The sequence below is a fragment of the Amycolatopsis sp. NPDC043889 genome (assembly GCF_056435645.1).
In genome coordinates this window covers 120,856-138,934 of record NZ_JBWKEC010000017.1, presented here as the reverse complement: position 1 = coordinate 138,934, position 18,079 = coordinate 120,856, and the positions used below count along the sequence as shown (strand labels likewise).

At 68.4% G+C, this 18,079-nt stretch carries 15 protein-coding genes; 4 read left to right on the top strand and 11 right to left on the bottom strand.

From position 1 onward, the window contains the following. The first annotated feature begins 9 nt into the window (after positions 1-9). Positions 10-807, top strand: coding sequence for a DeoR/GlpR family DNA-binding transcription regulator (locus AC0685_RS27780; RefSeq protein WP_340681915.1), 798 nt, complete (start codon positions 10-12; stop codon positions 805-807). Here AC0685_RS27780 and AC0685_RS27775 read toward each other — a convergent pair. The 3 genes from AC0685_RS27775 to AC0685_RS27765 are packed head-to-tail and all read right to left on the bottom strand — an operon-like array spanning position 761 to position 4,767. Continuing rightward, the gene (locus tag AC0685_RS27775; protein ID WP_457954448.1) at positions 761-1,528 is read right to left on the bottom strand and encodes a polyprenol monophosphomannose synthase; all 768 of its coding nucleotides are present in this window, start codon (positions 1,526-1,528) and stop codon (positions 761-763) included. The two genes, AC0685_RS27780 and AC0685_RS27775, sit on opposite strands and share 47 nt — an antisense overlap. A gap of 26 nt (positions 1,529-1,554) precedes the next feature. Next, positions 1,555-3,147, bottom strand: a complete 1,593-nt coding sequence (lnt, locus tag AC0685_RS27770; protein WP_478228223.1) for an apolipoprotein N-acyltransferase — start codon at positions 3,145-3,147, stop codon at positions 1,555-1,557. Between the two features lie 9 nt (positions 3,148-3,156). Further along, positions 3,157-4,767 (bottom strand): amidohydrolase, encoded by a 1,611-nt coding sequence (locus AC0685_RS27765; RefSeq protein ID WP_478228222.1) that lies wholly within the window; start codon positions 4,765-4,767, stop codon positions 3,157-3,159. A 142-nt stretch (positions 4,768-4,909) separates the two neighbouring features. Here AC0685_RS27765 and AC0685_RS27760 point away from each other — a divergent pair, with 142 nt between their 5' ends. Next, complete coding sequence (locus AC0685_RS27760) at positions 4,910-6,316, top strand: KamA family radical SAM protein (protein ID WP_478228221.1); 1,407 nt, start codon at positions 4,910-4,912, stop codon at positions 6,314-6,316. A 454-nt stretch (positions 6,317-6,770) separates the two neighbouring features. On the opposite strand, the gene AC0685_RS27755 is transcribed toward AC0685_RS27760, so the two are convergent. The 8 genes from AC0685_RS27755 to AC0685_RS27720 all read right to left on the bottom strand — a co-directional run bounded on the left by AC0685_RS27755 (position 6,771) and on the right by AC0685_RS27720 (position 14,320). Next, positions 6,771-6,950, bottom strand: coding sequence for a hypothetical protein (locus AC0685_RS27755; protein WP_478228220.1), 180 nt, complete (start codon positions 6,948-6,950; stop codon positions 6,771-6,773). Then, positions 6,947-7,624 (bottom strand): hypothetical protein, encoded by a 678-nt coding sequence (locus AC0685_RS27750; protein ID WP_478228219.1) that lies wholly within the window; start codon positions 7,622-7,624, stop codon positions 6,947-6,949. The genes AC0685_RS27755 and AC0685_RS27750 overlap by 4 nt, the downstream gene beginning before the upstream one ends. Before the next feature lie 40 nt (positions 7,625-7,664). Continuing rightward, positions 7,665-8,021, bottom strand: a complete 357-nt coding sequence (locus tag AC0685_RS27745; protein WP_478228218.1) for a hypothetical protein — start codon at positions 8,019-8,021, stop codon at positions 7,665-7,667. A 20-nt stretch (positions 8,022-8,041) separates the two neighbouring features. Continuing rightward, entirely contained in the window at positions 8,042-8,341 is a 300-nt protein-coding gene (locus AC0685_RS27740; RefSeq protein ID WP_478228217.1) for a hypothetical protein, read from the bottom strand. Then, complete coding sequence (locus tag AC0685_RS27735) at positions 8,338-8,616, bottom strand: YbaB/EbfC family nucleoid-associated protein (RefSeq protein WP_478228216.1); 279 nt, start codon at positions 8,614-8,616, stop codon at positions 8,338-8,340. The genes AC0685_RS27740 and AC0685_RS27735 overlap by 4 nt, the downstream gene beginning before the upstream one ends. Positions 8,617-8,765: 149 nt before the next feature. Next, positions 8,766-10,439 carry a cation:proton antiporter gene (locus AC0685_RS27730; protein WP_478228215.1) on the bottom strand — a complete coding sequence of 558 codons (1,674 nt, stop codon included), beginning with the start codon at positions 10,437-10,439 and terminating at the stop codon, positions 8,766-8,768. Positions 10,440-10,598: 159 nt separating this feature from the next. Further along, positions 10,599-11,294, bottom strand: a complete 696-nt coding sequence (locus AC0685_RS27725) for a glycoside hydrolase family 12 protein (RefSeq protein ID WP_478228214.1) — start codon at positions 11,292-11,294, stop codon at positions 10,599-10,601. A 38-nt stretch (positions 11,295-11,332) separates the two neighbouring features. After that, positions 11,333-14,320, bottom strand: coding sequence for a glycoside hydrolase family 3 protein (locus AC0685_RS27720; protein WP_478228213.1), 2,988 nt, complete (start codon positions 14,318-14,320; stop codon positions 11,333-11,335). Positions 14,321-14,569: 249 nt separating this feature from the next. Here AC0685_RS27720 and AC0685_RS27715 point away from each other — a divergent pair, with 249 nt between their 5' ends. Together AC0685_RS27715 and AC0685_RS27710 are read left to right on the top strand one after the other, a co-directional pair. Then, positions 14,570-16,777: a glycoside hydrolase family 3 C-terminal domain-containing protein gene (locus AC0685_RS27715; protein ID WP_478228212.1), complete on the top strand. Its 2,208-nt coding sequence runs from the start codon at positions 14,570-14,572 to the stop codon at positions 16,775-16,777. A 38-nt stretch (positions 16,778-16,815) separates the two neighbouring features. Then, complete coding sequence (locus AC0685_RS27710) at positions 16,816-17,823, top strand: LacI family DNA-binding transcriptional regulator (RefSeq protein ID WP_478228211.1); 1,008 nt, start codon at positions 16,816-16,818, stop codon at positions 17,821-17,823. Positions 17,824-18,079: the final 256 nt, after the last annotated feature.

The window sequence follows — 18,079 nt, the reverse complement described above, 5'->3', positions numbered from 1 at the left end:
AACGTGCACATGTTGGCTGCGCAGCGACGAGACCTGCTGATGGAACGACTCAAGACCGAAGGCCGCATCGTGGCGAAGGACCTCGCCGCCGAACTCGGCGTATCGGAAGACAGCATCCGCCGTGACCTGCGAGAACTCGCGGACGCCGGGCTCTGTCAGCGGGTCTACGGCGGAGCCCTGCCGGTCTCCCCGGCCACCGCGGACTACGCGACGCGCATGGCGGTCAGCGTCGCAGGCAAGGAACGGATCGCGAAACGTGCAGCAGCGTTGATCCGGCTGGGATCGACGGTCATCCTCGACGGCGGCACGACCGCGCTCGCGCTGGCGAAGGCACTCCCCGTCGACCTCGAAGCGACAATCGTCACGCACAGCCCCACGGTCGCGGCCGCGCTCGTCACGCATCCGAAGGTCGAGGTGTTCCTCATCGGCGGACGGCTCTTCAAGCACTCCGCCGTCACCTGCGGGGCGGCCGCGGCCGAGGCGGCCGAGGGCATCAATGCCGATCTGTTCTTCCTCGGCGTCACCGGCGTGCATCCCGAGACCGGGCTCACCACCGGCGACTCCGACGAGGCCGCGATGAAGCGCACCCTCGCCAAACGGGCCGCCGACACCTACGTGCTGGCCAGTTCGGAGAAGATCGGCGCGGCCTCGCCGTTCACCGTGCTCCCCCTGTCCGACGTCGCGGGCGTGATCACCGACGCGGCGCCGGACGAGCCGACGGTGAAGGAACTGGGAAAGCTCGGGGTGAGCGTGCTGGGGGTCAGCCCTTCTTGGCCAGCCCGCGAAGCTGCTGCCAGCGACGCTTGAGCCCCCACAGACCGACCAGGACGATCGCCTCGCGCACGACCGAACCGCTCATCTTCGACTGACCGACCTCGCGTTCGGTGAAGGTGATCGGCACCTCGACCACCTCGAACCCGGCGAGCGCCGTGCGGAACGCCAGGTCGATCTGAAAGCAGTAGCCCCGCGAGGCGATCTCGTCGAGCGGGAGCTTCTCCAGCACCGTGCGGCGGTACGCGCGGAAACCCGCCGTGATGTCCTTGATCTTCGTGCCGAGCGCGATCCTCGCGTAGAGGTTCGCCACCCAGGAGAGCGCCTTGCGCTGGAACGGCCAGTTCACCGTGCTGCCACCGGGAACGTACCGGGAGCCGATGGACAGATCCGCGTCCTCGAGGGCCGCCAGTACCCGCGGCAGATCCTCCGGCGCATGTGAGCCGTCGGCGTCCATCTCGACGATGGTGGCGTAGTCACGAGCGAGTCCCCAGCGGAAACCCGCGACGTACGCGGCGCCCAGGCCGGCCTTCTCGGTCCGGTGCATGACGTGGATCCGCTCGTCGGCCTTCGCGAGCTCGTCGGCGACGTCGCCGGTCCCGTCCGGGCTGCCGTCGTCCACGACGAGGGCGTTGACCTCCGGGAGTGCTTCGAGCAGGCGTTCCAGGATCGGGCCGATGTTCTCCCGCTCGTTGTACGTCGGGACCACCACCAGCACCGGGTCGATTCCCTGGGCCCCCCGTGGCGCCTGCGCCATCCGCTTTTCCTCCGTGTTCCGGCGGGTCAGCCCGCCGCTTCCCTCGTTGCCTTGGCGACGCTCGCGCGCCGGGTGCGGAAACGCAGCACGTACCCGCCGGTAACCCCGGCGATCGCCAGGGCGAGCAGCCCGTACTCCGTCGTCACACCGAGTAGATCCGACAGCGTAGTCTGCTGCTTCAGCGGTACGCGCCCCACCAGGGAGTCTGCGGTGAACAGGCTGGTGGAGGCCGTGATCGAACCGTCCGGCGCGACGATCGCGCTGACCCCGCTGGTGGCGGAAACGATCACGGCGCGCCCGTGCTCGACCGCTCGCAACCGCGACATCGCCAGCTGCTGATAGCTCATCTCCCCCGGTCCGTACCAGGCGTTGTTGGTGGGTACGACGAGCAGTTCCGCGCCATCGGCCACCGACTCCCGCGCCGGGTGGTCGAAGGCTGTCTCGTAACAGATGAAGACGCCGACCTTGGTACCCGCGACCGACAGGGCGGCGTTGGCTCCGTCGCCCGGCTTCATGTCGGCGACGCTGTCGACGAACGGGGTCACCAGCTTCGCGACCTCACGGGCCGGGATGTACTCGCCGAACGGCACGAGCTGTTGCTTGGCGTAGCGCTGGCCCGGGCCGGTGACCGGATCCCAGACGAGCGCGGAGTTCTGCGCGCTTCCGTCGGGCAATCGGACCAGCGCACCGATGATCGCCTGCGTGCCGTAGTCGCGGACCAGCTGATCGACGCCGGCATCGCCGGTGCGCATGGCCATCGCGGTCTCCGGCCATACGAGCAGATCGACCTTCGTGTTGCTCGCCTTGAGCTTTTCCAGCAGCCGGGCACTTTCGGCGAGGTGGTTGCTCCGGAGTTCGTCGCGGCGGCCTTCCAGCGCCAGGCCGATGTCCGGGGCGTTGCCCTGCACCGTGGCGACGGTGAGCTCGCCGTCCTGGGCTTCGGTGCCGATCGTCGGCCACACCGCGAGCCCCGCCACCACTGGAACCAGCGTCAGCGCCGACGCCGCCACCAGAGAACGGCGCGGATCCGCGCCCTTCAGTCGCAGGCACAGCGCCGCGAGCCCGAAACCGGTCGCCACGACGGCGAGACCGACCAGCGGAGCACCGCCGATAGATGCCAGCGAGACGAACGCGCCCTCAGGCTGGCTGAACGCGACACGACCCCACGGGAAACCGCCGAAGGGGAACCAGGTGCGAGGAGTCTCCAGCGCGATGATCACCAGTGCCGCCCACAGCGGCCCGAGCGGCAGCCTCCACACCACGGTGGCGAAAGCCCCGCCGAAACCGAGATACACCGACAGCGCCATCGCCAGCCCGAGCCACGGCCACGGCCCGAAGCCTGGGCCGAGGAAATCCAGCAGCCACGTCAGCAGCGGCAGGAAGAACCCCATCCCGAACACGAACGCGTAACCGAACGCGCCCCGGAACCTTCGTCCGTGCACCACCATGGCGAAGCCGGTGAACGCCAGCGGCGCGAGCCACCACAGCGGACGCGGAGCGAAACTGAGGTACAGCGTGAATCCCGACGCCGCGGCGACGAGGAAACGCACGAGCCAGGCGCGGGAGAAGCGCTTCCGGGGCGCCGCTTCGGGGTCCGGATCGGTCACGGTCGTGGACACTCCTGAACCCTAGGCCGTCCGGGTGAACAGATCGTGGATGACCTGTCCGTCGCGGACCGTGCGCAGACAACGGGGCAGTGTCGCGCCCTGCGCGAGGTTCGGCAGCGGGGGCACGCCCGCGCGCGGGTCGGTCGACCAGCGCTGTACACGTGAGTCCGGTGTCGCGACGACGAGGTCTTCGGCGTCCCAGATCGCGTAGTGCGCGGGAGCGCCCGGGACCAGGCTGCCGGTGACGCCGTCGTTGACGCCGGCGGCGCGGTGTCCCGCACGGGTGTGGGCGGTGAAGGACGCGCGGGCGGACAAGCCCGAGCCCGGCGTGCGGTGATAGGTCCCGGCGCGGACGGTGGCCCACGGGTCGACCGGCGTGACGGGTGCGTCGGAGCCGAAGGCGAGCAGGAGCCCTTCGGCGGCCATGGCGGCGAAGGGATTGAGCTTCGGGGCGCGTTCCGCGCCGAGGCGTTCGGTGTACATGCCCTGGGTGCCGCCCCATTCCGCGTCGAACTGCGGCTGGACCGAAGCGACCACACCCCAGCCCGCGAGCGCCTTCGCCTGGTCGACGTCGATCATCTCCACGTGTTCGAGCCGGTGGTGGCGGGCGGCCAGCGCTCGACGGCCGACGGTCTTCTCCGCGAGCCGGAACCCTTCGACGACCTCCGCGACGGCGGCGTCGCCGATGACGTGGAAACCGGCCTGGAGTTCGGCCTCGGTGCAGGCGCTGATGTGCTCGGCTATGGCGGGGGCGTCGAGGTAGAGCGTCCCGGAGGTGCCATGGGCGTCGGCGTACGGCTCGTGCAGGGCGGCGGTGCGGGAGCCCAGCGCGCCGTCGACGAACAGGTCGCCCGCGACTCCCCTGGCGCCGAGCGCGCGGGCGGTGTCGACACCACCGCGCTCGCCCCAGTAGCCGACGACTTCCGGCAGTCCGGGTTCGGAGGCGAGCGCGAGCAGATCCGTGAGGTCTTCGGCGCCGGAGATGTCCGGGCCCGCGCATTCGTGGACGCTCACGACTCCGCGCGCGGCGGCTTCGGCGAGGAACGCGCGCTGGGCTTCGCGGCGCTGCTGCGGCGTGATCGCCTCGCGCATCGCGGCGCGCACGAGGTGGTGGGCGTCGCGGGTCAGCGGTCCGTCGGCCGACCAGCCCGGCGCCTCGTGCACGCCGGCGGCGAGCGCAACGAGGGCGCTGGAGACGAGCGCCGAGTGGACGTCGACCCGGCTCAGGTACACCGGGGTGCCGTTCGAGGCCTCGTCGATCTCCGCGCGGCTGGGCAGCCTGCCGTCGCTCCAGCGGGATTCGTCCCACCCGTGCGCGACGAGCACCTGGCCGGGGCGGGCGGCATCGCGGACCGCGGCGAGGAGCTCTCCGGCACCGCGGATGTTCGCGAGGTTCAGCCCGGTGAGGTGCAGGCCCGTCGCGGTGGCGTGGACATGTGCGTCGACGAAGGCGGGTGCGACGAAGGCGCCGTCGAGGTCGACCAGTTCGGCGTCGGGATGCAGGGCCCTGGCCGGGCCGTCCTGTCCCACCCAGACGACGGTGCCGTCGGTGATCGCCATGGCGGTGGCGTCGGGGGCCGAGGGGCTGTAGATACGCCCGCCGAGCAGGAGCGTGGTTCGCGCGTTCGTCACGCTCCCGAGTTTGCAGCGTGCGGACGACCAGGTGACCGGCGGGTCGGTGACATTTCGACACGCCACGCGAGACAGGAATATTTACGTCTTCCGAACGATGTGACAGGATATTTTCACGCGTTTCCGACGACGAGGAGTACAAGTGACTGCGATCCAGGAACCGACCTCGCCGGTGGCCGCCTACGATCAGCCCTACGACTACACCCGTGTCGAGCTGATCGAACCCGACTGGCGCCGCTTCCCCGGCTGGCACGACGTGACCGAGGCAGAGTGGCGTGACGCGCAGTGGCAGCGAGTGCACTGCATCCGCAACGCCAAGCAACTGCGCGCCCTCATGGGCGACCTGCTCGAGGAGCGCTTCTACGAGGACATGCTCGCCGACCAGCGAGAGATGGCCACGATGTCGATGCTGCTGCCGCCGCAGATGATCAACACGATGGCGCCCAACGCGGGCACCGACCCGGCGAAGGTGACCGAGGCCTGGTACGCCGACCCGATCCGCCGCTACATGCTTCCGGTGCGCAGCGACCGCGACACCGAGTGGCCGAGTCACCCGCACTCCGAACGGGACTCACTGCACGAGGCCGAGATGTGGGTGGTGGAGGGGCTGACCCATCGCTACCCCACCAAGGTCCTCGCCGAGATGATCTCCACCTGTCCCCAGTACTGCGGGCACTGCACCCGGATGGACCTGGTCGGCAACTCCACCGAGCAAGTCGAGAAGCACAAGCTCTCGCTCAAACCGGTCGACCGCCAGGACGCGATGATCGAGTACCTGAAGAAGACCCCGGGCGTGCGTGACGTCGTGGTCTCCGGCGGCGACGTCGCCAACGTGCCCTGGCCACAGCTGGAGTCGTTCCTCATGCGGCTGATGGACATAGACACCGTCCGCGACATCAGGCTCGCGACCAAGGCGCTCGCCGCCCTCCCGCAGCACTGGATCCAGCCGAAGGTCGTCGAAGGGCTCGAACGCGTCGCCGGCACCGCGCAGCGGCGCGGCGTCAACCTCGCGATCCACACCCACGTCAACCACGCCCAGTCGGTGACCCCGCTGGTCGCCGAAGCCGCCAGGACCGCCCTCGACGTCGGCGTCCGCGACGTGCGCAACCAGGGCGTGCTGATGAAGGGCGTCAACGCGACCCCGGCCGACCTGCTGGACCTGTGCTTCGCGCTGCAAGGCGAGGCGAACATCCTGCCGTACTACTTCTACATGTGCGACATGATCCCGAACGCCGAGCACTGGCGGGTTTCCGTGCACGAAGCACAGGAACTCCAGCACGCGATCATGGGCTACCTGCCCGGCTACGCGACTCCCCGCATCGTCTGCGACGTGCCCTACGTCGGGAAGCGGTGGGTTCACCAGCTGGCCGAGTACGACCGGGAGTTGGGCATCTCCTACTGGACCAAGAACTACCTGACCAGCGTGGACAGGGAAAACGTCGCCAACGCCGACGAGGCACTGCAGCAGCGCTACCCCTACTACGACCCGATCTCCACCCTTCCCGAGGCCGGTCAGCGCTGGTGGCGCGACCAGCCCCGGACGGCCTGACCCGGCCGACCCGTCAGGCAGGTCCCAGAGGGGGCGTTCAGGCTCATGTGCGAGCTTCAAACGCCCCCTCTGTCGTACCGGCTGTTTGTGCTGGCCAGAACCGGTTGGTACCGGTTGCGACCGGACGTCGAACGGCCCAGAAAATCCGTGGCTGCCTGTCGGTACGCGATGGAATACCGGCTGACGTGACCGGGTCGCCTTCGCGCCGATGACCCCCGCGTGGTCGAGGTCCGGCACGCCGTCCACGGCCACACCCCGTAGCACTTGTCCAACCCAGCTCCACGACGACCACGCGTTCCCCCGCGGCACGGCGTCGCAGCACCAACTGCGTCATGAACGCCGGTCGTGCCGCCGACGGCGCGCATCCCGTCCATCGGCTGAGGTCCTTTGCGCGCGAGCGTGCCACGAGGGGTCCCCATAGGACATTTCGTCCTATGGGGACCCGCCGGGGTCACTACCAGGCCTTCCCGAACTTGAGCCGGAACTCAGGATCCTCCTCGGCGGGCTTGCCCGCCCCCTTGATCCTGGCCTTCGGCTTGCCCGCCTTCTTGCGTTTGGCGGCGAGTGTCTCCGGATCCCACGGGTTCTCGAGCAGGCGTTCGCCGTCGGGCTCCTTCGTCGGTTCGTCCGTCACTGCGCGGCCGCGGGTTCCTTCGGCACCGGCTTGACCCCCCAGAGCTCGGGGTTCCCGGCCGCCTCGGCCATCTCCTTGACGTCACTGAAGTCGTTCGCCTGCCGGGCGAGGAACACGCCCATCTGGCGCAGGTCGCCCATTTTGCGGACGGAGGCCTCGACCAGATCGCTGACGTTCTGGACGAAACCGTTGAGCAGGCGGATGACGTTCGCGGCCTCACCGAAGGGGTTGATGAGGTCTTCGAGGAAGTTCGCCGAAGCCTCGGCGATCTGGTTGGCGCACTCGCTGATGAAAGCGATCGCGTCGCCGTAGGTCTCGTAGACGATGTCGATGCAGCTCTCCATCGTGCCGGCGATCTCGTTGAACACACCTTCGTTGCGGGAGATGCGCTTGGTGGCGTTGATCGCGTAGGTGTTGTAGGAGTCGTACCCGCCGCCCTGCCAGTACGCGGCGAGGTTGTTGCGCGAGTCGTCGATCGCGGTCTCCGAGTCGACCATGTACCAGGCCTGGCCCCACCACACGGCCAGTTCTTCCATCCGATCGGCGTTGCCGAAGAGGAGATCCCGGATCATGAACAAGGTGTCGAGGGCACCCTTGTGCTCGTGCTCTTCGGCCTTCGCCTGGACTTTATTGGCCGCGTTCTCAGGCCACTCGGCCTTCTGGCGTGTCGCCATGCTCTGTTCTGTTCCTTAAGTTTCGAGTGTGTGCCGGGGCCTAGAAGCGGCTGTCCGCAGCGTCGTCGTCGCCACCCATGTATCCGAACTTCTCGTAGTACTCGGCGTCGCGGTTCTCGTACTCCTTGGCGACCTTGTCCAGGTTGCCGCGGACCTCGTCGATCTGCTCGATGCCGATCCGAGCGGTCTTCAGGATGGTCTCGCGGGCGACGTTGTAGTCCGTGGGGAAACCGGTCTTCATACCGAGCAGCCCCATGTCGGCGGGGGCCATGACCGCGTAGTCGCTGCCGCGGTCGACGAACTCCCGCCAGGCGTCCCCGGTGGTGACCCACGCCTCGGTGTTCTTGCGGAGGGCGTCCGGTACGACGTAGTAACCGGTGCCTTCGATTCGAGCCAAAGTCGTTCTCCGTTCGGTGATCAGCGGGGGCGCGAGGCGGTGAGGGCCTGCTGCCTGAGTTCTTGCGCGTGCTCCTCGGCGGCGACGATCGCCTCCAGCAGGCTCTCGCTCAACGCCTGGGCCGTGGTGTAGGGGAGGTTTTCGAGGTCGATGTCGATGCGTTGCAGCTGGCCGGAACCGGAGACCTCGACGACGCCGAGCTCGCCGGGGATGTCGACCTCGATGGCCTGATCCCTGGCGTTCGCGAGCGCTGTCGTGAGCGCGGCGTCGCGCTCCTCGATCTCGCTGACCAGGTTCTCCAGCCTGCGCCGGCGGCTCAAGCGCGCACCCCCGGGAGGATTCCTTCGGCCTTCTCGCGGCCTGCCGCGCCGGCCGCGGCCCGGGCTGCGACGATGGCTTCGATGGTGTCCGGGCCGATGTTCTGCGGGTAGGCCTGACGCAGCGCCTCGGCGCTCACGTCGAGGTCCGTCAGCCGTCCGTTGCCGTCCACTTCGGCCTCGACGAGGCCGCTATCCGAACGACCGGTAAAACGTTCTTCGGCCTGTTCGGCGGCGAGGCGTTCGAATTCCGCGGCCTTGGCCTCCCAAACGGCCATTTCCGCATCCGTGGGCGGAGCCCAGTCGTATCCGTTCATACCGCGCATGTAAGCATCGTTGACTTTGTCGATGCGGACGGTTCGGGGCAAACGCCGGAGACATTGTGTCCTAGATCACTATCGCCGCCTTGTTGGCTCCAGCTTGTCGGTCACGACGCCGGTTTATCCGCCAGCTGCTCGAGGCGGGCCATCTCCACGTCGAGGGCTGTTTGCGCCCGGCTCACCGTCTCCGAGCTGTATCCGCCGCTCGACCGGGCTCGCTGGAGGCGTTCGGACTGTTCGGTGAGGACACGCAAGCGCAACCGCAGATATTGCTGCACGCTCTCGACCTGTTCCGGCGCCGGACGGCCCGCGGTCGCTTTGCCCGGGACGCGCACGTCCGAGCGCACCCGGTCCAGGACCGCCTCGCTGAACGGCCCGTCGGCCGGATCGTCCAAAACGGACTTCGCCGCGTCGGCGAGCTCGGCCATGAGCCGGAGGTACTCCTGGCGCGCCCGGTCCGGATCCTCCTCGGGCACACGCGCCGCACGGATGACCGCCGGGAGGGTCATTCCCTGTACCAGCAGCGTCGTGGTCGCCACCACGTAGGCGATCAGGACCAGCAGGGCGCGGTCCGGGGTGTCCTGCGGAAGGGTCTGCGCCGCCGCGAGGGTGATGGCGCCGCGCATCCCCGCCCAGCCGAGCACCACACCGCCGCGCCAGCCCAGAGTCTCGGTGAGCCGGAACTCCACGTCCGCGGCGGCGCGATCGAGCCGTTTCCGGAAATGCGCCACCCGTCTCGGTGACGCTTTGTCCAGCCGCTCGGTGACGGCGGGATTCGACTCGTCGCCCCGCAGCACCGCCTGCGTGGTTTCCAGTCGCGGTTTGAATCGCGCGGCTTTTCGCTGCTCGCGGTACAGGCCGGCGACCAGCGGTCCGACGAAGACGACGCGCGCGACGATGACGAGCGCCGACGCGGCCAGGCCGATGGCGAGCGCGCGCCAGACGCTCGAACCGTCCTCGTGCACCTCGTCGACGAGGGTCTTCACGCTGAGTCCCATGAGCAGGAACATCCCGCTCTCCAGCAGGAACGCCGCGGTGCGCCAGTTGACGGTCTCGGCGAGGCGGTCCGTCGCGCGCAGATGCCGCGGGGCGAGATGACCGGTCACCAGGCCGGCGACGACGACGGCGAGCACGCCCGAGGCGCCGGCCTCTTCCGCGGGCAGGAAGGCGATGAACGGGACCACGAACGAGATGGCCGTGTTGAGCACGGCGTTGCCCAGCAAGGCGCGCGCCCGCACGTTGACGACCCCGACCAGGATCCCGATCCCGACCGCCACGACGACCGAGAAGGCGAACTCGCCCACGACGCCCCAGACGGACACCGACCCTGCGACCGCGGCGACGGCGGACCGCAGCAGCCGGGGTGGCAGACCGAGTCGCCGCCCCACGGACGTCGCCGCGACGGCGTCGGTGGGGCTGATGACCGCGCCGAGCGCGAACGCGGCGGGCCACCCGATCCCCGGCACCAGCCAGTGGAACAGCCAGCCGGCGCCCAGTGTCGTCCCCACCACGAGAAGGACCGCGAGGCCGGTGATCGGCCGGATGTTCCGCCGGAAGTCGACCATCGGCATGTTCACCGCCGCCGAATACAGCAGCGGAGGGAGCACCCCGGCGAGGATCAGCTCGGGTTCGACCTCCGGATGTGGGACGCCCGGCAGAAAGCTCAGCCCGATCCCGGCCACCACGAGGCTCAGCGGAGCAGCCAGGTTCAGCCGTTCGGAGAACGCCGCCACCACCACGATGAGGACGACGCCGAGCACGGCGACGAGAGTCAGGTTCACAGGGCTGTACGTGTCCTCTCGCCGTTCGCGCCACTCAGAACATGTCCATTGGTGACACGACGGCACCGGGCCCGCAAGTCGGAGCGGTACGGTCGGGCATCTCCGCCGGTGCGGATCTGATCCAGGCGGGGTCGGGCGTGGTGTGAAGGTGGCTACCGATCAGGACGACGAGACGGAATAACTGTTCGACGAGAAGTTCATGCCGCCGCTGGACGACGTGATCTCGAAGCCGAACTGCACTTCACCGACCGTCACGTCGCCGTACCAGCCGCGATTCTTGATCCAGTTCAGCACGGCGAGCACGTCGACCGAACCCGCGTTCGTGTTGGAGGTGCGCAGGAAGGAGAACACCGCGTTGGCGCCGTTGCTCCCCCGGTAGACGTCCCAGGTGTGGCCGCCGACCGACACCGTGGTCTCCTTCGAACCGATCGCGCCCACGGCACCCTGCTTGTTCATCCACAGCATGATCTCGTAGGCGTTGTTGTTCGCCCAGATGTCGTACGCCGTCGCGTAGGCGCCGCCACCCGGCCTGGAGACGTTGAAACTGCTGGAAAGGCTCCGCAGTCCGCTCAACTGGCGGCCGACGTTCTTCGCCGAATGCGGATACGACTTCACTCCGCCGGTGTTCGGGTGGTTCGCCCAGACGCCGAAGTTGCTGTAGGAGTTCGCCCAGATCGACTGCGGGCCGGCGCCTCCGCCCCAGACGTTGTTGCGGACGGTGTAGCCGCCGTTCGACCAGCTCCCCCACTTGTCCGAAGAGCTCCAGGTGGCGGCCTGCGCCGTCCCTCCTATCATCAGGGTGGCGACCAACGCCATGACGACACTGCTCGACAAGGATCGTGCTTGCCTGCGCATAGCCGGGCTCCTTCCGTGTCTTTTCACCAAATGGACCGTTACCGCAGAGAAAACGTGCTGATTCTCGAATCGGCGGTGAAGACGAGGTAGACGTCGTGCCGCCCGTTCAGCCCGGACAACGTCGCGGTGGTCGTCGAGTACGTGTACTTGTCGCCGGTACTGGCGATCTGCGCGGTGCCGGCCAGCCTGCCGCGTGGGCCGCCGAGCCGGATTTCCACAGTGGACGTTCCTGGTGCGGCGCGAGCCGTTCTGGCGGTGAACGTCCGTGCCCCGGAACGGAAGTCCACGTCGCTGAAGCGCAGCCAGTCTCCCGCGCCGACTCCGACCGCGTCGCCACGGACCTTGCTTTCGTCGACCAGTTCGACGCCCGAGTAGTCGTCGAAGTCGATCGCCCTGGTGTTCCGCGTCAGGTCGCGCGGCGGGATCTGCTCGCCACGAACGGGGATCGCCGAGCGCAGCCGGATGTCGGCGGCGGACGCACCGACCATCACCTCGTGGACGGACGATTCCAGCACCCATTTGCCCCGGGTGACGTCCCAATGCCGGAGGTCGGGCACCGACAGGCGCACCGTCTTGGTCTGCCCTGGTTCCAGGTGCACCCGTTCGAAGTCGCGGAGCCGCTGATTCGGCTGCTTGTCGCGGGACACGAGTTGATGGGAGTAGAGCTGCACCACCTCGTCACCGGCACGTTTCCCGGTGTTGGTCACCTTCACCGTCGCTTCGAACGTCCCTTGTGGACCCGGCTTGCCGAGGCGCAGGTCGCTGTAGCGGAAGTTCGTGTAGGACAGACCGTGGCCGAAGGCGTAGAGCGGATCACCGGTGAAGTACTGGTAGGTGCTGCCGCGTTTCATGATGTCGTAGTCGAGGATGTCCGGGAGCTCGGCGTCCGAGCGGTACCAGGTCTGGGTGAGACGGCCGGCCGGGTTCACGTCGCCGTACAGCACGTCGGCGAGCGCGTTGCCGGTCTCCTGGCCGGCGTGCGAGGTCCACACGATCGCCGGGATGTTCTCCTGCTCCCAGTTCAAGGTCGTGGGATAGCTGTTCTCGACCACCACGACGGTGTTCGGATTCGCCTTGCGCACGGCCTTGATCAGTTCGCTCTGGCTCTGGGCCAGCGCCGTCGTGGTGCGGTCGTGGTCTTCCCGGCCGTTGATGAACGGCATGCTGCCCACGACCACGACCGCCGTTTCGGCCGATCGTGCCGCCTTCACCGCGCTGTCGATCCCCGAGGTGATCTGCTCCTTGCGGAACTTGGTCGCTCCCGCCGCGTTCGGCGAGCCCAGGGTCAGTGTGCCGTCGGCGGCTACGGTGAGATAGCTGTTCGGCCCGTCCCAGTCGTTCGGAAGCTCGTAACCGGCGTACCTGATCACGACCGTGCCGTCACCCGCGTCCTCCAGTTTGAACTGCTGGTGGACGAACCAGTCCCGCGGCTGCGGCGCCTGGTTGAGGAACGGACTGGTGGCATCGGCGAGGTTCTGCCGCTCGACGTACTTCCCGTTCGCGACACTGCGCAACGTCAGCACACCATCGCCCCACTCGAAGGCGTCGAACTGCTCCGTGGCCCCGGCACTGGTGGCGCCGGTCTTGAGCACCGCGCCCGCCTCACCCGCGCCGCCGCTGAGGTACCTGCCGGTGGCGGCGTCGCGCAAGGCGATCCTGTCGACGGCCTCGGTGTCGGTGATCTGTGCCCCGCCGCCGAGCCGCGCGCGGATCCCGTCCACCGGGGTCACCTTGTACGGCAGTCCGCCGGAGTACCAGTCGGTGTACAGGGTCTTCTCCAACGGCCCGATGACAGCGACTCCGCGCTTCGGGTCCAGCGGCAGCGCGCCGCGGTCGTTCTTCAGCAGCACCATGGCCTCGCCCGCCGCCTTGCGGGCGAGCTGCCGGTGCGCCGGACTGTTGACCACGTCCTTGCCGATCTTGGCGTACGGGCCGCCGTCCGGATCGAAGTCGCCGAGCCGGAAGCGGACGCTCAGGACGTGCTTCACCGCCTTGTCGATGTCGGCCTCGGCGAGCAACCCCTTGGCCAGCGCGGACGTGATGATCTTGATGGTGGGGCCGGGGTTCTGGTTGTCGACGGTGAAGCCGTCCAGACCGGCTTTGAGGGTGGCCGCGAACCCTTCCTCGTTGGTTCCGTAGTACTTCTCGGAGCCTGTCAGGTTGTACGGGGCGGACGCGTCGCTGACGTTGTAGAGCGTCTTGTCGGTCCACGTCCGCACGACGTCGTCAAGGTCGGGGTTGACCGTCGCGGGCCGTCCGTTGACGAGGTTGTACGACCCCATCACGCCGGTCGCCGCGTCGGCCGCGATAGCCGGTTTGAACGCCTGCTCGTCGTATTCGCGCAGCACTCGCGGGCGCAGGTTGGACGACGTGGTGTCGCGGCGGATCTCGTTGTTGTTGGCCAGGTAGTGCTTCAGCACCGGAGCGGTCTTGAGGTACTGGGGATGGTCGCCGGTCATCCCCTTGCCGTACGCCGTCGAGATCGCCCCGGTCAGCAGAGGATCTTCCGAGTAGCCCTCCTCGTTGCGCCCCCATCGCGGATCACGCAGCAGGTTCACCACCGGCGCCCACAGCTGGAGCCCCCAGAACCCGGGGTCCTGCGAGTGGTAGCCCCGCGCCTCGTCACCGACGACCGCCCCGACCTGTTCGATCAACGCGGGGTCCCACGTCGAAGCGAGCCCGATCGCCTGAGGGAAGACCGTGGCGCTCGCGGTCACGACGGCGCCGTTCGTGCGCTCCGTCGTCCAGCCGAGACCGTGGAGGGCCTCGGTTCCCGTCTTGAATTCGGGGATGCCCAGCCGCGGGATCGCCGGCTGGAACTGGTGCAGCAACGACACCTTCTCCGCCAGGGTCAGCCGCCGCACCAGATCGTCCACGCGCGTGGTCAACGGGAGGCCCGGATCACGGAACGGAAGAGCGTTCAGCTCGTCCGCGACCGCGGGTGAGGCGAGGCCCAGCACCAGGGTGATCGTCGTGGCGAACATGCCGATCCGGCGGAGGCGGACGGGGAGAGCTGCTCTGCTCATGAAGTCTCCATCGCGAGTAATCGAAGCGCTTCGACGAAACGGGCGGCGATATTCGGCGAGTTTCGAGCGGTCGTGATCGGGTGGCGATCGAGCAGGAGATCCGACTGTCGAAACGATTCGACAGTCGCGTTACGGCGATGTTAGCGGACAGGACACGACGAGACAATGCTCTCGGCCGCGTCGTGCCAGCGGTGTGTCCGTCTGGCACTCTCGAACACAGTGGACAGTTGCCGGCCGGAAGGAATCCCGTTGACCTCGATCGAACCCACCGGCCTCTCGCTCGAGCAGAAGGCGTCGCTGCTGTCCGGCCGCGACTTCTGGCACACCGAGGCGATCGAGGTCGCGGGGATCCCGTCCATCCTGCTCTCCGACGGCCCGCACGGCCTGCGACGGCAGGACGACGAGGCCGACAATCTCGGCGTGCACGACAGCGTGTCCGCCACCTGTTTCCCGCCGTCGGTCGCGGTGGGTTCCAGCTGGGATCCCGAGGTCGCCGCGCGGGTCGGCGCGGCCATCGGCAGGGAAGCCCGCGCGGCAGGGGTCTCGGTGGTGCTCGGCCCCGGTGTGAACATCAAGCGGTCCCCGTTGTGCGGCCGCAATTTCGAGTACTACTCGGAGGACCCGTTGCTGAGCGGGGCGCTCGCCGTCGCCTACGTGCGGGCCATGCAGGCCGAAGGCGCGGGAGCCTCGGTGAAGCATTTCGCGGCCAACAACCAGGAGACCGACCGGATGCGGGTCAGCGTGGAGGTCGACGAACGGACCCTGCGCGAGATCTACTTCCCGGCGTTCGAACGCGTCGTGACCGAAGCGCACCCGGCGACGGTGATGTGCTCGTACAACCGGGTCAACGGCGTCTACGCCTCCCAGAACCGCCGGCTGCTCAGCGACGTCCTGCGCGACGAATGGGGTTTCGACGGTCTGGTCGTCTCGGACTGGGGTGCGGTGAACGACCGGGTCGCCGCACTCGCGGCGGGGCTCGACCTCGAGATGCCGGGCACCGGCGGCAGCGGCGACGCCGAGATCGTGGCGGCGGTCCGGCGCGGGGAGCTGGACGAAGCCGTCGTCGACCGGAGTGTCCGCCGCGTTCTCGCCCTCGCCGGCAGGTCGTTGCCGCCGAGTGGCGACGTGGACCCCGACGCGCAGCACCGGGTGGCGAAAGAAGTCGCCGCCGGCTGCGCTGTCCTGCTGAAGAACGACCGGGACACGTTGCCCCTGACCACGCGATCCGCGGTGGCGGTCATCGGCGAGTTCGCCGCGAACCCCCGCTTCCAAGGCGGCGGCAGCTCCCACGTCAATCCCACCCGGGTCGATACCGCGCTCGACGCGATCCGGGAGCTCGGAGAATCCGTGACCTACGCGAGCGGCCTGGCCGACAACGCCGTCGAGGTCGCCCGTGAGGCCGACGTCGCGGTGGTCTTCGCGGGTCTGAGCGAAAGGGACGAATCCGAGGGGTTCGACCGGGACACCATCGGCCTTCCCGCGGCACAGGTCGAGCTCATCAAGGCGGTCGCGGCAGCGAGCACGCGCACCGTGGTCGTCCTCTCCCACGGCGGCGTGGTGTCACTGGAGGGTTGGCACGACGACGTCGACTCCATTCTCGACGGCTGGCTGCTCGGCCAGGCAGGCGGCAGCGCGCTCGCCGACCTCCTCTACGGCGTCACCAACCCGTCAGGTCATCTCGCCGAGAGCATTCCGTTGCGTTTGCAGGACAACCCCAGCTATCTCAACTTCCCCGGCGAGTCGGGCCACGTCCGGTACGGCGAGGGAGTCATGGTCGGCTATCGCTACTACGAGACCGCCGAGGTCGCGGTCCGGTACCCCTTCGGCCACGGCCTGTCCTACACCACCTTCGAGACCACCGGCCTGACGGTCACGGCGACGGGCGACGACTCCGCCACCGTCGCGGTGACCGTTACCAACACCGGAACCCGCGCCGGTAAACACGTCGTCCAGGTCTACGTCGCCACCAACGCCGCTCCCGTTCGCACCCCGGCGCGGGAGCTCCGCGCGTTCGCCAAGATCTCGCTCGAACCGGTCGAGACCCGCCGCGTCGAGCTCACCCTCGATCGCCGCGCTTTCGCCTGGTACGACGTCGAACTGAGCCGCTGGGTGGTCTCGCCGGGCGACTACACCGTCCAGATCGGCCGGAGCGCCGCGCATATCGTCGCCGAAGCGCTCGTCACGCTGGCCGGCGACGTCATCATCCCGGTCCTGTCGATCGACTCGACGGTCGAGGAGTGGTTCGGTCACCCGATCGTGGGTCCGGAGCTTGGCGAGTTGCTCGCCGGCCAGAGCAATCGGGCCGAGAGCAGCGCGGACTGGATGCGCATGGTCGCTTCGATGCCGATGCGCCAGTTCACCAAACTCATGGCCTACCGGGGTGTCTCGCTGCCCACTGACGCGTTGCCGCGGTTGATCGAACTGAGCAAGGGCGGTGCGCGACCCTCTCGATCCTGAATCCGTCGAATCGATTCGACGCGCACTATCATCGGCTGATGGTCACCATCGCAGACGTCGCCCGGGCGGCCGGGGTCTCCCCGAGCACCGTGTCCTACGTGCTGTCCGGACGGCGTTCGATCTCGGAGGACACCCGCCGCCGCGTCCAGCACAGCATCAGCGAACTCGGTTACCACCCGAACGCGGGCGCCCGCGCGCTGGCCAGCAGCCGCACCAACGTGCTCGCGCTCGTCGTCCCGCTGCGGACGGACCTGAACGTCCCGGTGGTCATGCAGTTCGTCGCGGCCACCGTCACCGAGGCACGCACCTACGACCACGACGTGCTCCTGCTGACCAAGAACGAAGGCCCGGACGGCCTGCGCCGGATCGCGGCGTCCGCCATCGCGGACGCGCTGATCGTGATGGACGTCGAAACCTCCGAGCCGCGTCTTCCGGTGCTGAGATCCTTGCACCGGCCGGTGGTGCTGATCGGAGTTCCCGCCGACCCCGGCGACCTCACCTGCGTCGATCTCGACTTCACCGCCGCCGGCGCCGCGAGCGTCACGCATCTGGCCGACCTCGGCCATCGCGAGGTCGCGCTGATCGGCCCATCCCCCGCGGTCTACAAACGCGGCACGAGCTACGCGGGACGCTTCCTGCGCGGCTTCCGCCAGACGGCCACGAAACGCAAGGTGCGCGCCGGTTCGTTCCCGTGCGCGCCTTCCTACGACGCGCTGCGTGCCTGCCTCGACGACGTGTTCGCCAAGCAACCCGGCGTCACCGGGCTGGTCGTGCACAACGAGGCCATCCTCGGCCCGTTGCTGTCCGAACTGAACCGTCGCGGCAAGCAGGTGCCCCAGGACATCTCGGTACTGGCCGTCTGCCCGGAGGACATGGCCGAGGCGCAGTCGGTACAGCTGACGTCGATCGCCATCCCGGCCGCCGAACTCGGCAGCCTCGCCGTCGAAATGGCGATGCGCCGTCTCGATGACGGAGGCCAGGCCGAGGTCCGGCTGCTGTCACCTCGCCTGACCGAACGGGGCAGCACCGGCCCGGCCCCTTCCTAGGCCCGACCGGCTCGGTACCAGTGTTCTTGCCCGCCTGAATACATGAAGGCCCCCTTCATGTACTCGGGCACGGTGTGAAGGTCGAGTTTCCTCGGCGCCCCCGTTGCGACTGCTGGTGCACCTGGGGCGAACGTGGCGATTATGGAGTCCGTGAAGGCCTCCTTCCCTACCCTCAAGGTAGGCAAGGAGGCCTTCACGGACAGGGCCTGGGACCAACTCCGCCCGGAATCCACGGAGCCCTTGGCTCCGCTTCGCG

Bases quoted from the DNA above. Each gene is read 5' to 3' on its own strand.
- AC0685_RS27750 (WP_478228219.1), bottom strand. From the start codon at position 7,624: ATGGCGACACGCCAGAAGGCCGAGTGGCCTGAGAACGCGGCCAATAAA.
- AC0685_RS27775 (WP_457954448.1), bottom strand. From the start codon at position 1,528: ATGGCGCAGGCGCCACGGGGGGCCCAGGGAATCGACCCGGTGCTGGTG.
- AC0685_RS27710 (WP_478228211.1), top strand. From the start codon at position 16,816: ATGGTCACCATCGCAGACGTCGCCCGGGCGGCCGGGGTCTCCCCGAGC.
- AC0685_RS27725 (WP_478228214.1), bottom strand. From the start codon at position 11,294: ATGCGCAGGCAAGCACGATCCTTGTCGAGCAGTGTCGTCATGGCGTTG.
- AC0685_RS27720 (WP_478228213.1), bottom strand. From the start codon at position 14,320: ATGAGCAGAGCAGCTCTCCCCGTCCGCCTCCGCCGGATCGGCATGTTC.
- AC0685_RS27780 (WP_340681915.1), top strand. From the start codon at position 10: ATGTTGGCTGCGCAGCGACGAGACCTGCTGATGGAACGACTCAAGACC.
- AC0685_RS27735 (WP_478228216.1), bottom strand. From the start codon at position 8,616: ATGGCCGTTTGGGAGGCCAAGGCCGCGGAATTCGAACGCCTCGCCGCC.